Source organism: Streptomyces roseoverticillatus (genome assembly GCF_000719265.1).
GTDB lineage: Bacteria > Actinomycetota > Actinomycetes > Streptomycetales > Streptomycetaceae > Streptomyces > Streptomyces roseoverticillatus.
This window is the reverse complement of record NZ_JOFL01000032.1, coordinates 17,040-28,973: the sequence shown is the minus strand read 5'-3', so window position 1 is coordinate 28,973 and position 11,934 is coordinate 17,040. Positions and strand designations below refer to the sequence as shown.

The following is an 11,934-nucleotide window of genomic DNA, read 5'->3' as shown; positions in this document are numbered from 1 at the left end:
CTCATGTCATAAGCTGCGCGCATCGTCCCGGCCTTCGGAGCCGGGCATCACCATCACCACCACGGGGAATCCACGATGTCTGTTGTGTCCGTCCGGCATGCCGTCGCATCCGCGCTCGTCCTCGCGAGCGCACTCGTCCTGACCGCCTGCGGGCCCGAGGAGGACAACAGCGCGGGCGGTTCGCCGTCGGCGTCGCAGAGCGCGGCCGCGCAGCCGTCGGCCAAGGCGTCGCCCGCCGGCGGCGAGGGCGGCGTCGACAGGGGCAGGAGCGACTGCCCGACCCCGAAGCCGGGCCACAAGGTCATCTGGGTCAACAACGTCGAGGGCGCGATGAACAACGTCATCGCGAAGGACACCGAGATGAAGTGCAACCCGTCGATGAACCAGGGCGCCGCCTACCACCCCGTCGGGGAGCTCAAGACGTACTCCCTCGACCCCGCCGCCAAGTTCGTCCTCATCACCAAGGGGGGCGGCGGGAAGATCCCCGGGCCCACGGCGGGCCCGGGGAGCGGCGTCGCCCACGTGAAGACGTGCGCGGACCCGGACGGCAAGCAGTACGACGGCGGGCAGCAGAAGACCAAGAACGGGGAGTTCTGCTGGGGCCTGAACTTCTACGACGTCGCGGTCGGCTCGGACAACAAGATCACCGAGATGACCGAGGTGTTCTCCTCGTAGGGCCCTCCGGCGCCGCCGGTCCCTGAAGGGCCCGGCGGATTCCAGGGCCGCCCTGGACGCCTTCGGCGCCGCGCGGGCGCGCCTTCAGGTGGTGCCGCGCGGCCGGGCCTCAGGCGGTACCGCGCAGGCGGGCCTCAGATGGTGCCGCGCGGCCAGGCCTCAGGTGGTCAGCAGCACACCCCCGTACGAGGCCCCCGCGATCACCACCCACGAGCACAGGCCCAGCGCCGCGACGCGCCCACCGGTGCGGGCCAGCGACGGCAGGTGGACGGCGCTGCCGAGCCCGAAGAGGGCGGCGGCGAGGAGCAGCTCCTGGGCGTGCGCGGCGAGGTCCAGCCCGGCGGCCGGGATCCAGCCGGTGGTGCGCACGGCGACCATCGCGAGGAAGCCGAGCGCGAAGAGGGGGACGAGCGGAGGCCGCTTCCCGGACGGCTTGGCGGGGCTCGCGGCGCTCCGCCTGCGCTTACGCACCGACACGGCCACCGCCGCGACGAGCGGGGCGAGCAGCGCCACGCGCATCAGCTTGACGAGGACGGCGTCGGTGAGCGCCACGGGCCCGGCGGTCTGCGCCGTGGCCACGACCTGGCCGACGTCGTGGACACCGGCGCCGACCCAGCGGCCGAACTGCGCGTCGTCCAGCCCGAGCGGGTGGTGCAGGAGCGGCAGGACGGCGATGGCGAGGGTGCCGCAGAGGGTGACCAGGGCGACGGAGGTCGCCACGTCCTCCTCGTCGCTGCCGGAGACCTCGCTGACCGCGCCGATCGCCGAGGCGCCGCAGATCGAGTAGCCGGTGGCGATGAGGAGCGGCTGGTCGCCGCGGAGACCGAGCCGGCGCCCGAGCCAGAGCGTGCCGGCGAAGGTGGCCGCCACGACGGCGACCACCATGGCGACGGTCGCCCAGCCGAGGCCGAGGACGTCGTCGAGGCTGAGCTTGAGCCCGAGCAGGACGACGCCGATCCGCATCAGCCGCTTGCCGGCCAGGGTGAGGCCGGGCCGGGCGCCGCCGCGCACCCAGGCCCGTACGCCGGGCGCGTGGGCCGCGGCTATGCCGAGGACGACGGCGGCGGTGAGCATGGGGACGGCGGGGACGAGCAGGTGCACGGCCCAGGCGATGGCCACGCCGGCGGCGGCGGTGGCGAGGCCGGGGACCTTGCCAGGTGCCTTGGGCGTGAGCCGCGCGGGCGCGCTGCCCGTACGCGTAGTGGTGAGTGCCATCAGTTGTCGTCGGCCGGGAGGTCGTAGACGCGCCGGACGCTGGAGCCCAGGCGGGAGATGTCGGCGCCGTAGATGTGGAGGGAGATCGCCTTGGCCGTACAGGCGTTGCGGACGCGGTGGATGTCGCCGGGCGGGGCGAAGCCGCACACGTCGCCCTGGCGGTTGACGACGTCCTCGGTGGCGACGAGGCGGGCGGTGGTGCCGTCGGGCACGAGGCGGTAGCGGCGCTCGCTCTCGGTGCCTTCGTGGACGCCGGTGACGCACCACGAGACGTGATCGTGGATGGCGGTCCGCTGGCCGGGCAGCCACACGAGGGCGACGACGGAGAAGCTGCCGTCGTGCTCGGCGTGCAGGATGTGCTGCCGGTAGCGGTCGGGGTCGCCCTCCTGCTGTTCGGCGGTGAGCAGGTCGCCGGCGCCGAGGTGGGCGGCGAGCCGCTCGCCGACGAGGTAGGCCGTCGTGTCGGGCGGCAGGCCACGGCCTACGGCTTCCCGGACGTCGTCGACGAGCTGGGCGAGGCGCGCGGTCGTCGGGGCTGCGGTGGGAGTGGTCATGAGTGCAGGGTCGGGGCGGGCGGTACGACGGGTCCAACGACAGTCTGTTGACGGGAACCCAACGAGCGCTTATGAATCGGCTGACCGGTTCGCGGATCCGGTCAGCAGCCGACGCGCCGGGCGGCGACCGCCTTGAGCTCGTCCAGGACGAGCGCGGTCGCCGGGATCCGCAGGTGGTCGCGCAGCACGTACGCCGAGACCTGGCGGCGCGAGGCCGGGTCGAGGGCGCGTCCGGTGATCCGGTCGTGGCGCATGAAGGACAGGACGAGGCCGGGCATCATCGCGATGCCGAGGCCCTCGGCGACCAGGGACTGGACGACGAGGTTGTCGTCGGTGGTGAAGGCTATGTCGGGCGCGAAGCCGACCTCGGCGCACTCGTGGAGGAAGTTGGTGCGGCAGCGCAGGCAGCCGGCGATCCAGCGCTCCCCGGCCAGGTCGGCGAGTTTGACGGCGCGGCGGCGGGCGAGAGGGTGCCCTATGGGCATCAGGACGGTGAGCTGGTCCTCCATGAGCGGTATCTCCACCAGCTCCTCGGGGACCTGTTCGTGCAGGCCGGGGTAGGTGAAGGCGAGGGTGATGTCGCACTCGCCGCGCACGAGGCGGCGGATCGAGTCGGGCGGCTCGCCCTCCAGGAGCTCGACGCGGATGCCCGGGTGGTCGGCGGCGAGGCGGGCGAGCGCCTCGGGTATCAGCGTGGCGCTCGCGCTGGGGAAGGCGCAGACCCTGACGCGTCCGGCGCGCAGGCGGGTCAGCGAACTCATCTGCTGCTGGGCGGCGGTGAGGCTGTCGAGGATGGTCTCGGCGTGCCGGGCGAGCGCCTCGCCGGCCTCGGTGAGCCGCATGCGGCGGCCGACGCGGGTGAACAGCGGCGTGCCGACGGAGCGCTCCAGCGCCTTCATCTGCTGGGTGATCGCGGGCTGGGTATAGCCGAGCACGCGGGCGGCCGCGGAGTACGAACCGGCCGTGACCACCGCGTGGAACGTCTTGATGTGCCGCGAGTCGAACACGCCGGGGCCGGGGAACGGGGCGGGGTGGCCGCGGCGGGCGGGCCCGGGGGACGGGCCGCGGCGGGCGGCTCCGTGGGCGGGCCGGATGAGCGGGTCGGGCCGGGCGGACCGGAGGAACCAGACGAGCCGGATGAGCGGGGCCGGCCAGGCGAGCCGGAGGAACCAGACGAGCCGGATGGCCGGGGCCGGCCGGGCGGACCGCTGGTGTGCCTGGCGGGCGGCCCGGGCCGGGACGCCGCGTACCTGGGCGACCTGGGCGGCCTCGACACCCACCGCACCCTGATCATCCCGGACAGCCGCGGCACGGGGGCCTCGCCGCCCTCCCCCGAGCCGTGGGGGTACGCGTTCCCGGCGCTCGCCGAGGACCTGGAGTCCCTCCGCGCGCACCTGGGCCTGGAGTCCTTCGCCCTGCTGGCCCACGACGCGGCCTGCGCGACGGCCCAGGCGTACGCGGCGCAGTACGGCCACCGCCTCACCCGGCTGGTGCTGGTCACCCCCGGCTCGCGGCTCCAGGGCGAACTACCCGACGACGCCGAGGAGATCTTCGAGTCCCGCGCGGCGGAGGACTGGTGGACGGACGCGTACGTGGCCGTGCACACCCTCCCCACCACGGCCGACATGGCCGAGGTCCGCAGCCTCCTACTGCGCGCCGCCCCCATGGGCTACGGCCGCTGGGACGCCCCGCAGCGCGCCCACGCCGCCACCGAGCCGGACCAGCTCGGCCCCGTCCCCCGCGCCGGCTTCTGGCAGGGCGTCGACGACCCGGCCCGCCACGCCCTCCTCTCCCGCCTCCCCGAGGTCGGCTGCCCGGTCCTGGTCATCACGGGCGACCGCGACGCGCTGACGGGCATGCGCGCGGGGGAGTTGGTGGCTTCCTCCTTCCGTACGGCGGCGATCCGCACGCTGCACGGCGTGGGGCACTACCCGTGGGTGGACGAGCCGGACCTGTTCCGGCCGGTGGTGGAGTCGTTCTTGCAGAGGGGGCACGACCCGGAGGCGCGCGGGGGCGCGTGAACGGGGAATGGCAGTCGTGTTGCGACGCGGCGATGACCATTGAACACCGAGGGGCGCGCCCCTAGTGTCAATGCCAAGAGCACAACTTGGCCGTGTGCCCGAGTGGTTGAGGGACTCGCCTGCAAAGCGAGTTACGCCGGTTCGATTCCGGTCACGGCCTCTGGATTCCGAGTCTGAGTAGGGCTACTCAGGCCGGATTGAGTGAGCGCGCGCTCCCGGGAAAGGCACGCCCCGGGGTGTGATCACCTCATGAAGACGAAGCCACTGCCGGACCTCCCCGACCTCATGCCGAAGCGCCCCAATGGTGCCGGCATGACGGCACTGGCGCTGGCCGTGATGGCGGTGCTGACCGCCAGCTCCCTCTGGGGCATTCCGCTGGCCATTCCGCTCGGCCTGGCCGCGACGGTGTGCGGCGTGGTCGGCCGGCGGCGGGTGAAGCAGGACAAGGCGGATGAACGCGCCCCGGCACTCATCGGTATCGCTTTGGGCGCCACGGTTACGGCTGTCTGCCTGGGCGTGACGATCTGGTTCATCAATGGCCTGTCCCACCTCGACGAAAGGCCGGAGGACCTGGTCTCCAGGGGCGGCAAGTACGAGACGCCGCTGAACCCCGGCGGAACGGCGCGCTACCGGGACGGTGTGCGGGTGACGGTGAGCAAGGCCCGGCGTGTCCCGAACCTCCCGGGTGATGTCGCCCTGGTGAGGGGCGACCTGACCTACGAGTTCACGGTGACCTACGTCAACGATCAGGGGAAGCCCGTCGAGCTGGCGTGGAACGGAATCAGGAGCGAAGAGAAACTCCTGCCGGGCAGCCTCACCCCCACCGGCCCCATGAGCCCGAAGTGGGACAGCCAGCACCCCTGGTTCCCGAAGAAACTCGCACCCCACGAGAAGGTGACGGTGAAGATGCACGTCAACACCCCACCGGACACAACCACCCTGGACTTCACCTGCGCCCCGACGGACTACCGAGACGAGGCCCACTGGCTACTGCCGCTGCACTGAACTCTGTAAGGTGCACGCCAAGGCTTGAGCTGCGCCGCTCGGCGCTGAACGGACGGGGCGGAGGGGTGGTTTAGGGATGGGCCGTCTTCTGGACAAATGGCTCGGCACCAAGTACCCCGACAGCGACGTCGTACCGCTTTCCGCCGCGGAGGTCCGGGAAGCAATGCTCGCGATCAGCGGCCTGCGCGTGCCTTTCCTCATACGCGACGCAGGCGCCGCGGAGAACGCCGACGTGGTGGCGGAGTGGTGGTTCCGGACAAGTGGCTTTGAAAACTCCAAGCAGCAGGAGGAGCACAGACTCAGGCTCCGGATGTACCTGGACCCGTCAAGCCGGGAAGTGCGGGTTATCCAGGAACAGTGGTCCTCCGCCGGAGGCGGGCTGTCGATGCGGCACGGGTACCGCTCCGGGGGAACATTCACAGTGGAGTGGAAGTACGAGCGGGGACCCGACGGCCGTCGCCACCGAGTCACAACGCTGGACACACGCGACGTGAAGAAGGCCCTCCAGGCAGCGGTCCTCAGCTCAGGATGGACCTGGCACAGACTCCGCGGCGTGTGACCGGCCCACTCGAGAGTCCCCAACACACCGTCCGGGCCATTACTGCGGCCCCACGCGGAGGCAGACCAGGCGTACTCATTGAAACCCTGCGGACTTCAGTCGCCGCCTCACACGCGCCTGCCCGGCGTGCGCGGCGGACCGGGAAGTGACTGTCGTTTCAAAGCCAAGCGCGAAGCTGTGCACGTCGTGGCGGCTTGGGCCGATGTGACCGAAAGCCTGCAGACTGCGGTAGTCGCACGCCCCACCCCGGACGCTGTCGGAGACCACCTCGCTGCGGAGCGTAAAAGGCAGCGCCCGTAGGGCGCGTGAGCTCGGAAACTCACATCGGGATGGGCATCAAAACCGCCGTACCGACAGCCGCAGTTCGCCCCGTGATCCGGTCCGGGCTGCGCCCAGCACACCACCCTTGCTAGTTTCGAACATCTGAATGCCCTGGTGCGGTTGAGTTGATGTGACAGGGCACGAGCTGACGAGACTTCCGGGGGGACCGTGGGGTTCGAAGACGAGTGGAGCAAACTGCAGGCCGAGTCGGCAGCGCGGCTGGGAAGCCCAGGCCAAGCCGGCCCCCACAGGGCCGATGAGTCACACACGCGGCTCAACGGGACGTCGCCGGGCAGGGGCGGTGACGGCCAAGGGCTCGCTTCCTCCGCCGACAAGAAGAAGGCGGCCGTCGGGGCCCTTGAGCAACACATCCAGCCCGACCTTAGCGCGGCCGGCAGACACATGGACGCGGCCATGGAAGCCGCGGGCAAGGGCTTCAAGGACTGGGCCACCGGGGCGGGCATCAACGAGGCACTGAAGGGCTGGCGCGCCTCCGTGAAGGAGCTGCAGAACCGCCTCTCCGCCGAAAAATCCGCACTGAGCGGCACCAATGTGCTGTTCCAGGGCGCCGACAAGGGCCTGGGCGGCGAATTCGACCGCCGCTTCCCCGCCCCGCCCCCGGTCCTACCCGGCCCCGTCCCGGCGGATGGTAAACCGCCGTTCCTCTCCGGCCTGGCGGACTACTGAAAGGGCACTTCCGTAACATGCTCACGTACCACCAGGTCATGACCAGCGACCTCGCCTTGCTGACGACGGCGGCCGAAGAGTGGGACAAGGCGGCGAAGGACTTCGAGAAAGTGCAGAAGGCCTACAACAGCCAGGTGCGGAACGTCGCCATCGACGGCTCGTGGACCGGCGTCGCCCGCACGTTCGCCGAGATGGCCAACAAGCAGACGTACGAGCAGTTCACCGCGGCCGCCAAGGAGGCCCGTGCGCTTGCCTCTCTCCTACGGGACGCACACGCCCAGTTCACGGATCTGCGCGGCAAGCTCAAAGCGCAGGTCGCAAAGGCCGAAGCGGCGGGCATGAAGATGTCCGACGACGGCACCGCCCGCTTCGACTTCGAGAAAGCGGACAAGGCCCTCGCGAACGCCGCGCGCCACGACCCCGACCTCCACACCACGGAAAGCAGCTGGACCAAGTCCATCGGCGACCTCGTCCAGGCCTTCGACGACGCTGACCAGGGCGTGAAACTTGCCCTCTCCGCTGCTGTACAAGACACCGACAAGAACGACAACATCGACCACAGCTTCAACGCCAAGGCCGAGGGCGACATCGAGAAGGTCGAAGGACGCCGCCAGGCCGAACTGGCCCGACTCACGCACTGGGACGACAAACAGCTCGCCGAGATGCAGCGACTGTTTCGCGACAATGCAAAGAACAAGGAGTTCAGCCAGACACTCCTCGACTCACTCGGACCAAGAGAAACCCTCTTTCTCTCCAATCGTCTCAACGAGGCCATGGACGCGGCCGGCGAATCCTCCAAGCCCAGCCTCGGCAATATCGAGAAAGGCCTGGCAACATCACTGGCGACAGCTACCAGATCGCCGGATCCAGCCTTCTACGACAAGTGGCGAGAAGGAATACGCAAGGTCGGCACAGAGGTTGCGGGAAGTCGGCAGAAGGTGCAAGTGAGGGGCTACCAGTCCCTCCTGACATTGATGTCCCAGGGGAGCGGTTTCTCTACGAGGTTCGTCACCGATCTGGGTGATGACATCATTGCCGCCGAGAAGGGGCATCACGGCATCTGGGACATGCCCAGCGGAAAGAATCTTGCGCATCCGCCGCGATGGCTGGCAACCGACCCGCTCGACAGCCTGCTCGGCATCGCCGCCCGCGACCCCAAGACAGCCGAAGCTTTCCTTGACCCGGGTCCCGATGGGAAGAACGACCGCCTGAAGTATCTCGTGCACGACAGGGACTGGAAGAACCGCTACGAACTCACGGGAAATTACTCACACCCGGACGCGGACCAGTTCAGGAAGGTCGAGGACCCGAACGCACGGAAGGGTCTCGCCTCGGCCATAGAGGCCGCCGCGACAGGGCAAAGGGCCGAAGATACGCCAAAGATGGGAGCCGTCCACACCGAGGGCCAGGCACGGGTCATGCAGGGCGCCGTCGAAGCCCTCAATGGAAAATTCGGCGACAAGTTGCCGGAGAATCTTCGCAGCCCGATAGCCCGGGCAATCGTTGATTACGCACCCGATACTCACGAGATCCTGACAGGCCAGAACCCCAGGTATGGATACGAAGGCGGCCTCAAGAATCCTTGGACCAAGGATGGCGATTCACACTTGGCGGTGGACCAGCAGAGTCTCGTCCGGGTGATCCGCGGAGTGTCCGACGACCCGAAGAACTTCTCCCTGATCTACAACACAGAGCGCGCATACTCGGCTGACGTGCTCGCCAAGATGCCGGATAGGCCGAGTGGCGCCAACACCGATTGGAACGTCCCCAGCAGGGATGTCGGAATGGCTTTCGGCGCGCTCAACGCCGTCGGCGCAGACGCCATCATGGACACGCAGGACGCACGCAAGGCCTGGGCTGATGATGTGGCCAGGTACGGCTACCACCTCGGGGGAGCTCCTGTGACCGGTTTGCCGCTCATTGGCGATGTGGCTCAGCGAACCATTGATGCCGCCGCCTACGACTGGTCCAAGGACATCAAGAACCTTGCCGACGAGAAGGCGCGTGGCGAACTCGCCAAGGATTGGACCAAGGACACCGCTTCGGTAAAGGACCTCATCGACGCCTCCGCGAAGGTACGGCACCTCGATCCGACAGAACCTCAAGATCCTTACTACAACGATGTGAAACAGATGCGACAGGAAGCCGAACAGAGTTACGCAGCCGGCCGCAACAAGGCACTCGCATACCTTCGACCGAACTAGCGAGCCGCAAGCCGTCAGAAAGAGGAAAGAATGCCGCACGAAGTACAGCAAGACATCGAACCTCCGAGCCCGACGGGTGCCTCTGGCACGAACCGCGGGAATGTGGCACACCAGGTTCGGCTAGTCCTGCTCGGCCTCCTGGCAGCCTGTGCCGTCCTCGCTCTCCTCATACCGATCAATTTCGAGAAGAGCTACGGCATCTTCGACAAGGAGACCAGGACATTGGAGTGCGGCTCGGTCATCTTCCCGCAGGAAAAGACGGGGGCCACGGCGTACAACGCCGACTGCGCCGTTGCCCGGAGCCGGCACCTGGGCTACGCGGGGCTGTGCTTGGCAGGAGCCGTGGTCGTGACGGCGATCGCACTCGCGAAACGGGGAAGCCAGCAGAGCGGCAGCCCCTCGACGACCTGACCGAGAGGGACCACTGCCGTGCCTCGTACCCGTCCTCGTCGACTGATCACCGTATTCGCCGTTCTCGTCTGCCTGCTGCTCGTCGGGGGAGGGGCCTTCTACTTTACGGGTGCCTACGGGAGTTGGCGCGACGAGCGATCCTTGAGTGCTGCCTGCAAAGGTCTGCTCTCCAAGGAGGACGCTCGCTCGGTTACGCGAGGAAGCCGAATCTACGCGAAACAGGATCACCAGTTCGACTTCCTCTTCTCTGAGGATGACAGTTCTGGTCGTATTACTAACTGTGCCCTGAAGGACCGAGACGCCCGCAGCATTGTCGCTGTCGATATCCACTGGACCTCAAAGGCCAGGGTCACGACGCAGACATTGCAGTTTCAGCTGCAACAGAACATCCGCACCGGCACCGTCCCGATCGGAGCCGGATGGCCCGGGTCGATCGCCAGTGACGACGGCCAGCTCTTCGGAATCGTCGAGCTCACATGCCGCAACAAGCAGGAAGAAAGCCTGCTGGTCACCTCTCGCGTCCTCTACCTGAAAGCTGACGATGAGAACCGCGCGGGCCTCGCCCGTTTCACGACCAGCACAGCGAAGCGAGCAGCCGAAAGGTTCGGCTGCGACGCCCCCATGGGCAAGGTCACCGGCAGTGTCGCACCGGACCCGGTCCGGAACCAGGTCCCGCTCGGCAAGGCAGCAGGGACATGCGCCCCGGTCGTCGCCCTCACCGAAGGGGTTAAGCAAGCCGGAACGGTCTCCGCGGGGGACGCCCCTTCGGATCCCCACACGCTGGCGGAAGGCTGCTACCTGACCGACGCCCACGGCTACCAGCTCTATCGGCTGACGGCTTCCTACGGAACCCTCGCCGAAAACGTGCGCCGTGAGGCCGGAGAGTTCGCTGTGACCGGCGACTCCGGATTCGACGACAAGAACCACCACGGATATGGCAGCGCCCAATGCACCGATAGCCCCAGCGCTCGCTCTACACTCTGAAACCCATCATGCGCGGCACCAATATGGGTCTCACCGTCAAGGATCCGGATCCGCGGTTCGAGCGCGCGGCCCTCAAGGCATTCGCCGAGCAGTCAGCGAAGACGCACGGCTGCCGTGACCTGAAGATCCCGTGAACCAGGGATATCTCAGAGAGCGGCGCTGCCTCGGTCGGCGTTGCGACGACGGTTAAGGACGATGGGGGTGGCGATGGCCGCCCCCATCAGGACTGCGGCGCCGGCGCCGAGGGCGATCCATTTGGTGGCGCCGCCACTCTTCGCCGAGGCTTCGTTTCCTGAAGGCTTCGAGAGTCTGTCGGCGGTGTCCGTGCCGTCGTCACTCTTCGGCTCCTGCGAAGGTGCCGGCCCCGGGAGGGGGTTCACGTCGGCGGGTCCGGGGTCGCCCGGGTCCTTGAGGGCGATTCGGGGGCGGACGGCGCCGTACCCGACGTAGTCGTTGCGCTTCTCGCCGGTGTCAGATCCCCCTGCGGTGTTGATGAGGACGCGGGTGACCTGGTTGGCGGTCCAGTTGGGGTGGACGGACCAGATTAGGGCGGCGGAGGCGGAGGCGAGGGCGGAAGCATCACTTGTGCCCCTGCTCCGACATATACCGGTGCCACCCGGGCAGGCTGCGACCATATCTACCCCTGGGGCAGCGAGGTCGACTTGGGGCCCGTGCTGCGACCACTTGGCGGAAGCGCCCTCCTGATCGAGCGCAGCCACACCAATAACACCGGGAGTGGAGGATGGATACTCCGCCGAGTTTCCCTTATCGCCTGTGTTGCCAACCGATGCAAAGATCATCTTTCCCTTGCTCAAGGCATAGGCGGTGGCCTCCTCCTCTTCCTTGCTCCGCCCCGGGCCACCCTGAGAGATATTGATAATCTTGGCATCTGAGTCCGCTGCATACCGGAGCGCGGCGACCATGATCTCAGAGCCGTCCTTGAAGTTCTTCCCTCCGATACGGATGGGCAGGATCTTCGCCCCGGGAGCGAGGCCGTACGCTCCCGTATCACTACCGCGCTTCCCAGTTCCAGCGATCAGGGCGGCCATACCTGTGCCGTGACCTTGGGGGTCCGTATGGGCGTCACCCGGCTCACCCGAGAAGTTCTTCCCGTCGAGGACCTGTCCCTGCAGGTCGGGCAGACTCGCATCAACTCCGGTGTCGATCACCGCCACTGTGACGCCAGCACCGGTACTCGTCTCCCACATCTCCTCCGCGTGCATGGCGTCCAGATGCCATTGGCTGGAGCGGATGGTGTCGGCATGAGCTGGCAAGACCGCGCCTCCGGCCACGGTCAG

General features: G+C 68.1%; 13 protein-coding genes and 1 tRNA gene. 10 read left to right on the top strand and 4 right to left on the bottom strand.

Annotation, left to right across the window (positions count from 1 at the left end):
• The first annotated feature begins 75 nt into the window (after positions 1 to 75).
• Positions 76 to 675 (top strand): hypothetical protein, encoded by a 600-nt coding sequence (locus tag IF61_RS0128545; protein ID WP_157848708.1) that lies wholly within the window; start codon positions 76 to 78, stop codon positions 673 to 675.
• 159 nt (positions 676 to 834) lie between these two features.
• On the opposite strand, the gene IF61_RS0128540 is transcribed toward IF61_RS0128545, so the two are convergent.
• From IF61_RS0128540 to IF61_RS0128530, 3 genes are all read right to left on the bottom strand, one after another.
• Positions 835 to 1,890 (bottom strand): YeiH family protein, encoded by a 1,056-nt coding sequence (locus IF61_RS0128540; RefSeq protein WP_030369421.1) that lies wholly within the window; start codon positions 1,888 to 1,890, stop codon positions 835 to 837.
• The gene (locus tag IF61_RS0128535; protein WP_030369420.1) at positions 1,890 to 2,444 is read right to left on the bottom strand and encodes a cysteine dioxygenase family protein; all 555 of its coding nucleotides are present in this window, start codon (positions 2,442 to 2,444) and stop codon (positions 1,890 to 1,892) included. Before IF61_RS0128535 ends, IF61_RS0128540 begins: the two co-directional genes overlap by 1 nt.
• 101 nt (positions 2,445 to 2,545) lie before the next feature.
• A complete protein-coding gene (locus IF61_RS0128530) occupies positions 2,546 to 3,451 on the bottom strand; it encodes a LysR family transcriptional regulator (protein WP_030369419.1) in 906 nt (301 codons plus the stop codon).
• Between the two features lie 201 nt (positions 3,452 to 3,652).
• Here IF61_RS0128530 and IF61_RS0128525 point away from each other — a divergent pair, with 201 nt between their 5' ends.
• The 9 genes from IF61_RS0128525 to IF61_RS37515 all read left to right on the top strand — a co-directional run bounded on the left by IF61_RS0128525 (position 3,653) and on the right by IF61_RS37515 (position 10,770).
• The gene (locus IF61_RS0128525) at positions 3,653 to 4,465 is read left to right on the top strand and encodes an alpha/beta fold hydrolase (protein ID WP_052393148.1); all 813 of its coding nucleotides are present in this window, start codon (positions 3,653 to 3,655) and stop codon (positions 4,463 to 4,465) included.
• An 88-nt stretch (positions 4,466 to 4,553) separates the two neighbouring features.
• Positions 4,554 to 4,625 (top strand) — tRNA-Cys (locus tag IF61_RS0128520).
• Positions 4,626 to 4,714: 89 nt separating this feature from the next.
• A complete protein-coding gene (locus tag IF61_RS33670; protein WP_052393133.1) occupies positions 4,715 to 5,470 on the top strand; it encodes a DUF4190 domain-containing protein in 756 nt (251 codons plus the stop codon).
• Positions 5,471 to 5,546: 76 nt separating this feature from the next.
• Complete coding sequence (locus tag IF61_RS0128510; protein ID WP_030369416.1) at positions 5,547 to 6,029, top strand: hypothetical protein; 483 nt, start codon at positions 5,547 to 5,549, stop codon at positions 6,027 to 6,029.
• A gap of 735 nt (positions 6,030 to 6,764) precedes the next feature.
• Positions 6,765 to 7,037 carry a hypothetical protein gene (locus IF61_RS33665; protein WP_052393131.1) on the top strand — a complete coding sequence of 91 codons (273 nt, stop codon included), beginning with the start codon at positions 6,765 to 6,767 and terminating at the stop codon, positions 7,035 to 7,037.
• Between the two features lie 38 nt (positions 7,038 to 7,075).
• Entirely contained in the window at positions 7,076 to 9,241 is a 2,166-nt protein-coding gene (locus IF61_RS0128500) for a hypothetical protein (RefSeq protein WP_157848706.1), read from the top strand.
• A gap of 102 nt (positions 9,242 to 9,343) precedes the next feature.
• A complete protein-coding gene (locus tag IF61_RS0128495; RefSeq protein ID WP_030369413.1) occupies positions 9,344 to 9,652 on the top strand; it encodes a hypothetical protein in 309 nt (102 codons plus the stop codon).
• 18 nt (positions 9,653 to 9,670) lie between these two features.
• Positions 9,671 to 10,636 (top strand): hypothetical protein, encoded by a 966-nt coding sequence (locus tag IF61_RS0128490; protein ID WP_157848705.1) that lies wholly within the window; start codon positions 9,671 to 9,673, stop codon positions 10,634 to 10,636.
• A gap of 8 nt (positions 10,637 to 10,644) precedes the next feature.
• Positions 10,645 to 10,770 (top strand): hypothetical protein, encoded by a 126-nt coding sequence (locus tag IF61_RS37515; protein WP_281178051.1) that lies wholly within the window; start codon positions 10,645 to 10,647, stop codon positions 10,768 to 10,770.
• Between the two features lie 12 nt (positions 10,771 to 10,782).
• Here the strand turns inward: IF61_RS37515 and mycP are convergent, their stop codons facing one another.
• Positions 10,783 to 11,859, bottom strand: coding sequence for a type VII secretion-associated serine protease mycosin (mycP, locus tag IF61_RS0128480; protein WP_245684651.1), 1,077 nt, complete (start codon positions 11,857 to 11,859; stop codon positions 10,783 to 10,785).
• Between the last annotated feature and the right edge of the window lie 75 nt (positions 11,860 to 11,934).